The organism is Paracraurococcus ruber (assembly GCF_004353985.1).
Taxonomy (GTDB): Bacteria; Pseudomonadota; Alphaproteobacteria; order Acetobacterales; family Acetobacteraceae; genus Paracraurococcus; species Paracraurococcus ruber.
On record NZ_SMOA01000054.1, the window covers coordinates 19,608 to 31,971 of the forward strand.

Consider the following 12,364-nt stretch of genomic DNA (forward strand, 5'->3'; position numbering starts at 1 on the left):
CCCTCCCATGACGGGAGGACAGCATGCGCATCCTGGTCTTGGGCGCCGGCGCGCTCGGCGGGTATTTCGGCGGCCGGCTGCAGCAGGCGGGCGCCGAGGTCGCCTATGTCGTCCGCCCCCGCCGGCGGGAGCAATTGGCGCGCGACGGGCTGATGATCGCCAGCCCCTTCGGCGATGCGCAAATGCCGGCGACGACGCTGCTGGCCGGGGAGGTCGGCCCCGGCTGGGACGTGATCCTGCTGACCTGCAAGGCCTATGACCTGGACGATGCCATCGCCACCATCCGCCCGGCGGTGGATGCGCGCACCGCGGTGCTGCCGGTGCTGAACGGCCTGGCGCATATCGCCACGCTGCAGGGGGAATTCGGCGCCGACCGCGTGCTGGGCGGCCTCGCCAAGATCCAGGCGACGCTGACGCCGGCAGGCGTGGTCACGCAGATGAATGACTGGCGCTGGCTGACCTTCGGCGAGACCGATGGGCGGATGAGCCCGCGGGTGGAGGCGCTGGCGGCGCTGGGCGCGCAGGCGACCGGCATGGTGGCGACGGCGGTGCCCGACATCCTGCAGCGGATGTGGGAGAAGCTGGTGCATCTGGGCACCAGCGCGATCGGCACGGTGCTGATGCGCGCCAATACCGGCGAGATCGCCCGCAGCCCGGGCGGCGTCGATTTCATGCACCGGGTGCTGGAGCGCAATGCGGCCATCGCCGCCGCGCAGGGCCATCCGATGCTCGACGGCTTCCTGGCGGAATACCGCGCGCTGTTCGCCGACCCGGCAGCGGGCTATGCCACCTCCATGCTGCGGGACCTGGAGGCGGGCGGCCGGATCGAGGCCGACCACATCCTGGGCTTCCTGCTGCAGGCGGCGCGCGCGGCGGGCCTGCCCACGGAGATCCACGAGGCCGCCTTCCTGCACGCCAAGGCCTATGAGCAGCGGCGGGATGCCGGGCGGCTGCCGCGGGGCTGAGGCGCCGCCGTCAGCCGCCGCGCAGCATGCGGATGATGCCGGAGAAATCCACCTCGGCATTCCCCGCCTCGACGAAGCGTCGGTACAGCGCCAGCGCCTGGGCGCCGAGCGGCGTTTCCGCCCCGGCCGTCGCCGCCGCATCCTGCGACAGGCCGAGATCCTTCAGCATCAGCGCCGCCGCGAAGCCCGGCCGGTAGTCGCGGTTGGCGGGGCTGGCCGGCACCGGCCCGGGCACCGGGCAGTAGGAGGTCAGCGCCCAGGACTGGCCGGAGGATTTGCCGGCGACGTCGAACAGCGCCTGGTGGGAGAGGCCGAGCTTTTCCGCCAGCACGAAGGCCTCCGCCGTGACGATCATGTTGGCGGCCAGCATCATGTTGTTGCAGACCTTGGCCACCTGGCCCGCCCCGGCCTCCCCGCAATGGACGATGCCGCGGCCCATGAGCGCGAGGATGGGCTGGGCGCGGGCGAAGGCTTCCGCCGGGCCGCCGACCATGAAGGTCAGCGTGCCGGCCTCGGCGCCCATGGTGCCGCCGGAGACCGGGGCGTCCAGCATCGGCCGACCGGCGCCGGCGGCGACATCGCGCGCGGTGGCGACATCGATGGTGGAGCAGTCGATCAGCACCGCGCCGGAATCGCTGGCCGCGGCCATGCCGCCGGCGCCGAGCCAGGCATCGCGCACATGCCTTCCGGCGGGCAGCATGGTGATCACGAACTCGGCGCCGCGGGCGGCCTCGGCGGCGCTGCCGGCAGGGTTGCCGCCGGCGGCGGCGAAGGCCTCGAGCGCCGCCGGGACCAGGTCGAAGCCCGCCACCTGGTGGCCGGCCTTCAGCAGGTTGCGGGCCATCGGCAGGCCCATATTGCCCAGGCCGACGAAGCCGATGCGTGCCATGCGTGTTTCCTCCGCTGCGATCGGGGGCGGAGGTTAGGCGGGGCTCAGGCCGGCGTCACGCCCGGCCGCCCCGCCTCCACCACGAACCTCCCGCGATCCTCCCGCGCCGCGTCGGGGCGGCTGACGAAGGGCACGGCGCGGAAGGTCACCTCCATCCGCCCGGCCGTGACGTCGTGCAGCGTGTAGCCGCGGCGGTTGTTGAAGAAGGCGATATGCGGGTTGCGGCGCAGCACCTCCGCCGTGCTGGCCACCGTCTCGCTGCCATCGCCCTCGCTGGTGATGCTGCTGGCGACGAACTCGGTCGCCACCGCCGGGCTGCGCTCGTCCAGCGGGTCCAGCCGCAGGCTGCCGGCCCAGGCATTGTGGACATCGCCCGCCAGCACCACCGCATTAGCCAGGCCGCGGTCGCGGATGCCCTGCAGCAGCCGGGCACGGGCGGCCGGATAGGCATCCCACTTGTCCATGGAGATCGCGCCGCCCGGCAATTCCCGCCGCATCACCATCACCTGCTGCGCCAGCACCTGCCAGGTGGCGCCGGACCGCGCCATGCCGTCCAGCAGCCAGCCTTCCTGCGCCGCGCCCAGCATCTGCGCATCGGGCCGCGCCACCGTTTCGCAGGCCGGGCCGTTGACGTCGCCGCAGGGCTGGTCGTCCCGGAAGCTCCGCGTGTCCAGCACATGCACCTCCGCCAAGCGGCCGAAGCGCAGGCGACGGAAGGCCGTGATGGCGGGCCCGCGCGGCAGGGCGGCGTGGCGCAGCGGCATGTTCTCCCACCAGGCCTGGAAGGCGGCCTGCTTGCGCAATGCGAAGACCTCCGGCGGGACCAGGGTGGGGAAGCGGCGGCCGCCATCCTCCTCGCTGATCCCGCCGGCCCAGTTGTTGTCCACCTCGTGGTCGTCGAAGCTGGGCAGGAAGGGATGCGCCGCCTGCGCCGCCATCAGGTCCGCATCCATGTGGTATTCGGCGTAGCGGCGGCGGTAATCCTCCAGCGTGTGGACCTCCTCCCCCGCATGGGTCCGCACCGGGCTCGGGCCCCAGCCAGGCTGGCCCGGAAGCCTGCCGCGGTGCTCGTAGATGTAGTCGCCATAGTGGAAGACGAAGTCGATCTCCTCCTCCTGCGCGGCGTGGCGCCAGGCGGTGAACCAGCCATGCTCCAGGTGCTGGCAGCCGGCATTGATGAAGCGCAGCCGCGCCGGCGCGGCCTCGGGCGCCGGCGCGGTGCGGGTGCGGCCGACCGGGCTCGCCTCGCTGCCCGCGCGGAAGCGGTACCAGTAGGGCCGCCCTGGCTGCAGCCCGCCGACCTCGGCATGGACGGAAAAGCCGAGCTCCGGCCGCGCCAGCTCGGTGCCGCGCGCGGCGATGCGGGCGAAGCGGTCATCCTCCGCCACCTCCCACCCCACCGGGACGGCCGCCGCCGGCATGCCGCCCAGCGGCGCCAGCGGGTCCGGCGCCAACCTGGTCCAGAGCACGACGCCGTCCGGCAGCGGGTCGCCGCTGGCGACGCCCAGGCGGAAGGGATAGCGGCCGAAGACCGGCTGCGCCCGCACGGGCTGCGCGGCGGCCAGCGCGGCGAGGCCGAGCGCGCCGCGCAGCAGGCCGCGGCGGTGCAGCGCGAGGATGTGGCGGGCGGTGCTGTCCATGGCGGGTCTCCCCCTGCCACGGCATCCTGCCCCGCACCGGCCGCCGGCGCATGCCCCGATGCATGACAATCCGCCGTCGTGGCAGCGAGGCGGGGCCACCCGGCGGGCCGTTCACGGCGCTTTGCGATCCGCCCTATACTGCCCCGCGACGGAGGAGCGACATGCGGGCCATCATCATCGGCGGCGGGATCGGCGGCCTGACCACCGCCCTGGCGCTGCACGCGGCGGGGATCGCGGCCGAGGTCTTCGAAAGCGCGGCGGAGGTCCGCCCCCTCGGCGTCGGGATCAACCTGCAGCCGCATGCGGTGCGGGAGCTGACGGAGCTGGGCCTGGGCGCGGCGCTGGCCGAAACCGGTGTCGCCACCAGGGAATTCCGCTACGCCAACCGCTTCGGCCAGACCATCTGGACCGAACCCCGCGGCCTCGCCGCCGGCTACCAGTGGCCGCAATACTCCATCCATCGCGGCCGGCTGCAGGTCCTGCTGTGGCGCGCCGCGGAGGAGCGGCTGGGCCGCGACCGCATCCATGCCGGCCGGCGGCTCACCGGCTTCGACCAGGACGAGGCCGGCGTGACCGCCCGCTTCGCCGATGGCAGCACGGCGCGCGGCGACCTGCTGGTGGCGGCGGACGGCATCCACTCCGCCGTGCGGGCGCGGTACCACCCGGATGAGGGGCCGCCGAAATGGAACGGCGCGCTGCTCTGGCGCGCGACCAGCTGGGCGCCAACCTTCCTCACCGGCGCCTCCATGGTCCAGGCCGGGCACCGCGACACGAAATTCGTCTGCTACCCGATCGGCCGCGGCGAGGACGGGCGCCTGCTGGTCAACTGGATCGCCGAGCAGCGCTACCCGACCGACACGCCCTGGGCGCGGGAGGACTGGAACCGCGCCGGCCGGATCGAGGACATCCTGCCAATCTTCGCCGACTGGAATTTCGGCTGGCTGGACGTGCCCGCGCTGATCCGCGCGGCGGAGGCGGTGTACGAATTCCCCATGGTGGACCGCGACCCGCTGCCGCGCTGGACGCATGGCCGCGTCACGCTGCTGGGCGATGCCGCGCACCCGATGTACCCCATCGGCTCCAACGGCGCGTCCCAGGCCATCCTTGATGCCCGCTACCTGGCGCTGCAGCTGGCGAAGCAGCCCTCGCCGGAGGCGGCGCTGGCCGCCTACGAGGCCGCGCGCCGCCCCGCCACCGCGGCGGTGGTGGAAGCCAACCGCGGCGACGGGCCGGACCGTGTCATGGACATCGTCCATGCGCGCGCGCCGCAGGGGTTCGAGCGGCTGGAGGACGTGGTGCCGCGCGCGGAGCTGGAAGCGACGATCCTGGGATACAAGAAGCTCGCGGGGTTCGATCCGGAGACCCTGAACGCAAGGGCAAGCTGGTCCGTGTGAGCCCGGGAGAGGGCCCTGCCCTCTCCCGGACCCTCACCCGCGACGGGGTCCCCATGACGATGCGACGCATCGTCATGGGGTGTCCCTAGGGCCGAAAGGCCCGTGGAACCCTCGGGTCTACAGCGGCTTGCGTTCAAAGTTGAACGCGGCGCCGCTGTAGCGTGTTGTTTTTAGAGCGGATTCACGCTCCGGGCTGTTCACGGCACTCCGCGATCCGCTCTAGGGCAGCACCTTCCCGGGGTTCATGCGGCCGTCGGGGTCCAGGGCGCCCTTGATCACCCGCATCAGGTCGAGCGCCACCGGGTTCTTGTGCGTCGCCATCGCATGCCGCTTGCTCTGGCCGATGCCATGCTCGGCCGAGAAGCTGCCGCCCAGCGACACCGCGATGGCATTCACCAGCGGCTCCATCTCGCCGGCGCGTTCCACCCAGGCCGGGCGGCCGCCCTGCCAATCCGCCGGCGCATGCAGCGACAGGTGGATGTTGCCGTCGCCGGCATGGCCGATGGCGGCCATCCGCCCCTCCGGCCAGCGCGCCTTCAGCTCCCGCTCCGCCGCGTTGACGAAGTCCGGCACGGCCGAGACCGGCACCGCCGTATCCGTCCCGACCGAGGGGCTGTCGCGCCGCGAGCAGTCCGGATAATCCTCCCGGATCTTCCAGATCATGGCGCGCTGCGCCTCGCTCTCGGCGATGGCGGCGTCCAGCACCTCGCCCGCCTCCATCGCCTCGGCGAGCGTTTCCTCCAGCATGGCGCGCAGCGGCACGCTCTCATGCGCCGCGGCGATCTCCACCATGACATACCAGGGCGCCTCCAGCGGCAGCGGCATGCGCAGGCCCACGCCATGCTTCGCCGCCACCTCCATGCAGAAGCGGGCGCAGAGCTCGAAGGCCACAAGCTCCGCCCCGCAGCCCATGATGCGGCCATAGAGCGACAGCGCGGCATCCGGGCTGGGCACCGCGACGAAGGCGCTCTCCACCCGCTTCAGCGCCGGCACCAGCCGCAGCGCGGCGGCGGTGATGACGCCGAGCGTCCCCTCCCCGCCGATGAACAGGTGGCGCAGCGCATAGCCGCTATTGTCCTTGCGCACGCGCCGCAGGTCGTCCAGCACGCGGCCATCCGGCAGCACCACCTCCAGCCCCAGGACCAGTTCCCGCGCATTGCCCCAGCGCAGCGTGCGGATGCCGCCGGCATTGGTGGAGAGCATGCCGCCGATCTGCGCCGTGCCCTGCGCGCCCCACTGGATGGGGAAGAGCCGCCCGGCCTCCGCCGCCGCCTGCTGGACGTGCTGCACCACGCAGCCGGCCTCGGCGACGATGGAGAAGTCGCGCGCATCCACTTGGCGGATGCGGTTCAGCCGTTCCAGGCTCAGCACCACCGCGGCCGGGCCGTTCGCCGCCGGCACGGCGGCGCCGCAGAGGCCGGTGCGGCCGCCGGCCGGGACGATCGACAGGCCCATCTCGCCGCAGCGGGCCACCGCCGCCGCCACCTCCGCGGTCGTGCCGGGCTTGAGGACCGCCAGCGGCGTGCCCTGGTAGGCGCCGCGCCAGTCCACCGCATAGGGCGCGAGGTCGTTCGGGTCGCGGAGGACGTTCCTGGGGCCGATCGCATCGGCCAGCATGTCGAGCGGGCTCATCGTGCCCCCACTCTCCGCCCCCGCGCCAGGCGCTTCAACCCCCCTGGCCCTGCGCCCCGCATCGGGCTTCAGTGCGGCGGGACGGCAGCGCCGATGCTGCGATGCAACAGGGTGGGGACGCGATGGCCGACGCGGTGCCGATGAGGGCGGATTACGTGGTGGTGGGCGCCGGGTCGGCCGGCTGCGCGGTGGCGGCGCGGCTGTCGGAGGACCCCTCGGTCCGCGTGGTGCTGCTCGAAGCCGGGGCGCGCGACCGGAACCCCTGGCTGCACGTGCCGATCGGCTACGCCAAGACCATGTACCACCCGACCCTCTCCTGGAACCTGGTGACGGAGCCGGAGCCGGAGCTGGAGAACCGCCGCATCCCCTGGCCGCGCGGCCGCGTGCTCGGCGGGTCTTCCGCCATCAACGGCCTGCTCTATGTCCGCGGCCAGAAGGAGGATTACGACCACTGGCGCCAGCTGGGCTGCACCGGCTGGTCCTTCGAGGACGTCCTGCCCTACTTCAAGCGCTCCGAGGACCAGGAGCGCGGCGCCTCCGACCTGCACGGCACCGGCGGTCCCCTCGCCGTCTCCGACCTGCGCGACCGCAATCCGCTGGCCGAGGCCTTCATCGACGCGGCGGCCGAACTCGGCTTCCCGCGAAACCGGGATTTCAACGGCGCGGAGCAGGAAGGCGCCGGCTTCTTCCAGGTGACGGCGCGCAATGGCTGGCGCTGCAGCAGCGCCACCGCCTACCTGAAGCCCGCCCGCAACCGGCCGAACCTGGTGGTGGTCACGGACGCCCACAGCACCGGCCTGGTGATGGAGGGCCGGCGCTGCGCCGGCGTGCGCTTCACCCGCCACGGCGCGCCGCTGACCATCGTTGCCGAGCGGGAGGTGATCCTCTCGGCCGGCGCCATCGCATCCCCGCACCTGCTGCTGCTGTCCGGCATCGGCCCGGCGGAGCACCTGCACTCCGTCGGCGTGCCGGTGGTGCACGACCTGCGCGACGTGGGCCGCAACCTGCAGGATCATTTCCAGGCGAGGCTGGCCTTCCGCGTGCAGGGGCCGGGCAGCCTGAACAACCGCGTCTCCAGCCTGGTCGGCCGCGCGCTGATGGGCGCCGAATTCGCCCTCCGCCGCCGCGGCCCGCTGACCGTCAGCGCCGGCACGGCCGGCCTCTTCGCCCGGGTGCTGCCGGGCAGCGCGACACCCGACGTGCAGTACCATTTCCTGCCCTTCAGCACGTCCAAGACCATGCTGGAGCTGCACGACTTCCCCGGCATGACCATCAGCGCCTGCCAGCTTCGCCCGGAAAGCCGCGGCACCATCACGCTGAAAAGCCCCGACCCGCGGGATAAGGCGCTGATCCACGCCAACTACCTCTCCACCGAGACGGACCGGCGCTGCATGGTCGAAGGCATCAAGCTCGGCCGCCGCCTGGCGCAGGCGAAGGCCTTCCAGGGCATCGTGCAGGAGGAGGTGGTGCCCGGCCCCGCGGCGGCGAGCGACGAGGAGATCCTCGGCTTCATCCGCCGCACCGGCATCACCATCTACCATCCCAGCGGCACCTGCCGCATGGGCGGCGACGAGCACAGCGTGGTGGACCCCGAATTGCGCGTGCGCGGCATCGACGGCCTGCGCGTCGCCGATGCCGCCGTCATGCCGACCGTCGTCTCCGGCAACACCAACGCGCCCAGCATCATGATCGGCGAGAAATGCGCCGACCTCCTGAAGGCGGCGGCGCGGGTCAGGCTGGCCGCGTAGCGAGGGGGGCCTTGCCCCCCTCGACCTCCCCCCACCAAGGGCCGAAGGGCCCTTGGCACCCTCGAGTCATCACTGCCTGAGGGGCCCTCGATGGGGCCCCTCAGGCAGCGACTGAACTGACGCCGGGGTCCAGGGCGGCGCCCCGCCCGCAACCGCCTCACCCGCGCAGCCACGCCTTCAGGCCCCGCAGCATCTCCGGCCCGTATTGCGCCGCGCTGCGGGCCAGCACGCAGGCCTCGGCGAGCAACGCCTCCGCCGGCACCACGCGGTTCACCAGGCCGAGCATACGCGCCTCCTCGGCCTCCATCGCGCGGCCGGTCGCCAGCAGGTCGAAGGCCAGCTTCGGGCCCAGGTGGCGGATCAGTTGCGGCGCCACCAGCTGCGGCCAGATGCCGTGCCGCGCCTCCGGCCAAGTCAGCCGCAGGTCCCCGGCCGCCACCACCAGGTCGCAGCCGAGCATGAGGGAGGCGCCCATCCCCACCACGCGGCCATGCGCGGCGGCGACCACCGGCTTGGCCAGCGCGCCGGGCGCCGCCAGCACCGCATCGGCCAGCGCCGCGCGGGCATCCCAGGCCGCGGCATCCCCGGCCAGCGCGCGCCGCTCCTCCAGGTCGCCGCCGGCGCAGAAGGCCGGCCCCTCGCCGGCGATCACCACGGCCTCGGTCCCCGGATCATCCTCCGCCGCGCGCAGCGCCGCGGCCAGCGCCTCGCACAGCGCCATGCTCAGCGCGTTGCGCTTCTCCGGCCGGTTCAGCCGCAGCACCCGCACCGGGCCGCGCATCTCGTCGAGCAGGATCACGCGAGGACGCCGCGCAGCCGGGCGATCGCCGCCTCGGGGTCCTGCGCCACCAGCGCGCCGCCCGCGGCCAGCACCGCCAGCTTCGCCGCCGCCGTCTCCCGCGCCGCGCCGGCCAGGGCCCCGGCATGGCCCATGCGCCGGCCTTCGGGCGCATGCCGCCCGACCAGCATGGCGACCACCGGCTTGCCGCAGGCCGGGATGGCCTCGGCCAGCGCATATTCCTTGTCGCCGCCGATCTCGCCGCAATAGAGCACCGCCGCGGTGCCTGGATCGGCGGCCAGGGCCTGCAGCCATTCATGCGGGTTGCGGCCGCAGACCGTGTCGCCGCCGATATGCGCGACCAGCCGCTGGCCGATGCCGGCGGCGCTCAGCAGCCGCGCCATGGTCAGCGTCAGCGTGCCGCTGCGGCACAGCACGGCAAGGCGGCCTGCCGTGCAGAAGGACGGCGCGATGGACCCCAGCAGCCCCTGCCCCGGCACGCAGAGGCCGAGCGTGTTCGGCCCCACCAGCCAGGACCCCGCCGCGCGCGCCGCCTGCGCCGCCAGCAGCGCGTCGTGCAGCGGGACATATTCGGCGGCGACGACGATGGTCGGGATGCCGGCGGCGGCGCGCACCGCGTCCAGCACGCCCTCCGGCGGGGTGTAGAGCACCGCGGCATCAGGCGGCGCCGGCAGGTCGCGCAGGTCATCGACCAGCGGCAGCCCGTCCATCTCCTCCCCGCCGCGGCCGAGGGCGATGCCGGCGGCCAGCGCCGTCCCCGCCTCCCGCATCGCCGCCACCTGCGCCCGGGCATAGCGGCCGGCCGGGTTGAACACCGCGACGCGGCGGGGGAAGCTGGCGAGGACGGGCAGCGTGATCACGGGGGCAAGCGTGCGGCTGGCGGAGCATGATGGCAAGGCGCTGCTGGCGCGCCATGGCGTGCCCATCCCGCGTGGCGCGCTGCTGCACGGCGCGCCGCCGGCGGATGCGGCGGGGGTACTGAAGGCGCAGGTGCTGGAAGGCGGCCGCGGCCGACGCGGCCTGGTGCGCCGCGCCGCGCCGGGCGAGGCGCCGGCCATCGCCGCCGCGATCCGCGCTGCGCTCGGCGATGCCGCGGCGCCGTTGCTGCTGGAGGAAGAGGTGCCGATGGCGCGCGAGCTCTACCTCGCCGCGCGGGTGGACGGCACGGCGCAGCGCATCGAGATCCTCTGCGCGCCCGAGGGCGGCGTCGAGGTGGAGCAGGCGGCGATGCTGCTGCGCTGCGGGATCGAGCCGGAGGCGGCGGGCGCGCTGGAAAGCCTCTACGCCGCGCTGCGCCGCGGCCTGCCGCCCGACCTCGCGGCGCGGGTGGCGCGCTTCGGGCTGCGGCTGGCCCGCATCCTCCGCGCCGAGGACCTGGAACTGCTGGAGGTCAACCCGCTCGGCGTGCTGGCGGATGGCCGGCTGGTCGCCTGCGACGCCAAGGCGGTGCGCGACGACGCGGCGCAGCACCGCCGCGACTCGCCGGCGCTGTCCGCGACGCTGGAGGATGCGGCGCTGACCCCGCTGGAACGCCGCGCCCGCGACCAGGGCTTCCACCTGGTGGAGCTGCCGGGCGGCACGGTGGCGATGGTGACCGCCGGCGCCGGCCTCGGCATGCTGATGCTGGACTTGCTGGCCGATGCCGGCTGCACCGCCGCCTGCTTCATGGACAACCTGAATGGCGGCCCGGCCGAGACCATGCCGGAGCGCCTGGCGCTCGGCTTCGAGATCGCAAGGCGGCCGGAGGTGAAGGCGGTGATGTTCTTCACCACCATCGCCTCGCGCGGCCTGGAGGGGCGGGTGGCGGCGATCGCTGCCGCGCTGCGCGACACGCCACCACCCAAGCCCTTCCTGGCCGGCATCGCCGCCGGCCATGCCGCGCTGCGCGGCTATCCGCTGGACCAGGCGCGCGCCGATCTGGCGGCGGCGGGCGTCACGGCGCTGCACGACACGCCGCAGGACCTGGTGCGGGCGGTGGCGGCGGTCGCGCAGGCATAGGGCGGATCGCGGCGCGGCGCGGATGCCGCGGGGCGTGCGGCCGCGCCGCAAACGATGGCCTGAAGCGGCCTGGGCGTTCCGCAGGATGTGCAATCCGCTCCGGGGCGGTGCGCGCCTGCGCCGCATCGCGCAGGCCGCTCCCGCTCGGTCGGCGTGGCGCGACACCGAGCCACGCCGCGATCCGCCCTGGCTATTCCGGCTCGATCCCGGCGCGGCGGATGATGCCGCCCCACTTGATCCGCTCGGCGCGGCCATAGGCGGCGCAGGCCTCGAGGTCCATCGCCACCGGCTCCAGGCTCATCTCCCGCAGCCGCGCCGCGATCTCGGGCGACTGCACGGCGGCGACCACCTGCCGGTTGATCGCCTGCTGGACGGGGATGGGCGTGGCGCTGCGCACGCCCATGCCGAGATAGCCGCCCAGCTCGAAGCCCTCATACAGCTCGGTCATCGCCGGCATGTCGGGGAAGCGCGGCGAGCGCCCGGCCGACGTGACCGCCAGCGCCCGGAAGCGGCCGGAGGCGAGATGCGCATCCGCCGCCACCATGTCGATGAAGACGAACTGGATCTGGCCGTTCTGCAGGTCGGTGATGGCATTGCCGATGACGCGGTAGGCCACCTCCTCGAAATCCAGGCTCGCCACGCGCTTCAGCAGGGCGGCGGGAATGCGGGAGGACCCGTTGAACCAGCCCGAATTCAGCCGCCCCGGCCGGGCCCGGATATCGGCGATCAGCTCCTGCACGCTGCGCCAGGGCGCCTCGGCGGGCACCATCAGGTAGCCGGCGGTGATGCCGAAGACGCCGACCAGGGCGAAATCCCGCTCCGCGTCATAGCCGGGGTTCTTCATGGTGTGCGGGTTGGCGGAGAAGGTGGTGGTCGCGCCGAGCAGCAGCGTGTGGCCATCCGCCGGCGCCTGGTTCACCGCCATGGTGCCGACCACGCCATTGCCGCCCGGCAGGTTCTCGACCACGAAGGTCTGGCCGGTGGCGCCCTGCATCCGGGCGCCGATGATCCGGGCGCAGATATCGCTCGACCCGCCGGCGGCGAAAGGCACCACGATTCGCACCTGCCGCTGCGGCCAGGCGCTGGCGCGCGCCGGCGCGGCCTGTCCGGCGAGCACGGCCCCGGCGGTGGCCCCCAGGCCAGCGCGCAAGGCATCCCGGCGTCCGATCATGTGGTGTCCTCCCCAGCCTGTGTTGCGGGGAGTTTAGCCGGGCCGGGCCGCCCGGCCGCAAGCCGCCGGCAGCCGGGCGGCGCCGTTCAGCGCGGCGGCTGGCGCGGGCGGGCGGCGCGGGCCAGGGC

Annotated in this window: 10 protein-coding genes; 4 read left to right on the top strand and 6 right to left on the bottom strand. The window is 73.8% G+C overall.

Features of this window, described 5'->3' with window-relative positions; genetic code table 11:
• Nucleotides 1-23: 23 nt before the first annotated feature.
• Nucleotides 24-965 carry a ketopantoate reductase family protein gene (locus E2C05_RS12515; RefSeq protein ID WP_133219970.1) on the top strand — a complete coding sequence of 314 codons (942 nt, stop codon included), beginning with the start codon at nucleotides 24-26 and terminating at the stop codon, nucleotides 963-965.
• A gap of 10 nt (nucleotides 966-975) precedes the next feature.
• On the opposite strand, the gene mmsB is transcribed toward E2C05_RS12515, so the two are convergent.
• Both mmsB and E2C05_RS12525 read right to left on the bottom strand, forming a co-directional pair.
• Nucleotides 976-1,854, bottom strand: coding sequence for a 3-hydroxyisobutyrate dehydrogenase (mmsB, locus tag E2C05_RS12520; RefSeq protein WP_133219971.1), 879 nt, complete (start codon nucleotides 1,852-1,854; stop codon nucleotides 976-978).
• A 44-nt stretch (nucleotides 1,855-1,898) separates the two neighbouring features.
• Nucleotides 1,899-3,494: an alkaline phosphatase D family protein gene (locus E2C05_RS12525; protein ID WP_133219972.1), complete on the bottom strand. Its 1,596-nt coding sequence runs from the start codon at nucleotides 3,492-3,494 to the stop codon at nucleotides 1,899-1,901.
• 161 nt (nucleotides 3,495-3,655) lie between these two features.
• Between E2C05_RS12525 and E2C05_RS12530 the strand changes: the two genes are divergently transcribed.
• A complete protein-coding gene (locus tag E2C05_RS12530; protein WP_133219973.1) occupies nucleotides 3,656-4,888 on the top strand; it encodes a flavin-dependent oxidoreductase in 1,233 nt (410 codons plus the stop codon).
• A gap of 219 nt (nucleotides 4,889-5,107) precedes the next feature.
• Here E2C05_RS12530 and E2C05_RS12535 read toward each other — a convergent pair whose 3' ends face one another.
• Nucleotides 5,108-6,520, bottom strand: a complete 1,413-nt coding sequence (locus tag E2C05_RS12535; protein ID WP_133219974.1) for an FAD-binding oxidoreductase — start codon at nucleotides 6,518-6,520, stop codon at nucleotides 5,108-5,110.
• Nucleotides 6,521-6,642: 122 nt separating this feature from the next.
• Here E2C05_RS12535 and E2C05_RS12540 point away from each other — a divergent pair, with 122 nt between their 5' ends.
• Nucleotides 6,643-8,268 (top strand): GMC family oxidoreductase, encoded by a 1,626-nt coding sequence (locus tag E2C05_RS12540; protein ID WP_205082796.1) that lies wholly within the window; start codon nucleotides 6,643-6,645, stop codon nucleotides 8,266-8,268.
• 157 nt (nucleotides 8,269-8,425) lie between these two features.
• On the opposite strand, the gene E2C05_RS12545 is transcribed toward E2C05_RS12540, so the two are convergent.
• The gene (locus E2C05_RS12545) at nucleotides 8,426-9,067 is read right to left on the bottom strand and encodes an enoyl-CoA hydratase/isomerase family protein (protein WP_133219975.1); all 642 of its coding nucleotides are present in this window, start codon (nucleotides 9,065-9,067) and stop codon (nucleotides 8,426-8,428) included.
• Entirely contained in the window at nucleotides 9,064-9,927 is an 864-nt protein-coding gene (locus tag E2C05_RS12550) for a CoA-binding protein (RefSeq protein ID WP_158292083.1), read from the bottom strand. Before E2C05_RS12550 ends, E2C05_RS12545 begins: the two co-directional genes overlap by 4 nt.
• Between E2C05_RS12550 and E2C05_RS12555 the strand changes: the two genes are divergently transcribed.
• Nucleotides 9,920-11,065 carry an ATP-grasp domain-containing protein gene (locus E2C05_RS12555; RefSeq protein WP_158292084.1) on the top strand — a complete coding sequence of 382 codons (1,146 nt, stop codon included), beginning with the start codon at nucleotides 9,920-9,922 and terminating at the stop codon, nucleotides 11,063-11,065. The genes E2C05_RS12550 and E2C05_RS12555 overlap by 8 nt on opposite strands.
• 190 nt (nucleotides 11,066-11,255) lie before the next feature.
• On the opposite strand, the gene E2C05_RS12560 is transcribed toward E2C05_RS12555, so the two are convergent.
• The gene (locus E2C05_RS12560; RefSeq protein WP_133219978.1) at nucleotides 11,256-12,236 is read right to left on the bottom strand and encodes a Bug family tripartite tricarboxylate transporter substrate binding protein; all 981 of its coding nucleotides are present in this window, start codon (nucleotides 12,234-12,236) and stop codon (nucleotides 11,256-11,258) included.
• Nucleotides 12,237-12,364: the final 128 nt, after the last annotated feature.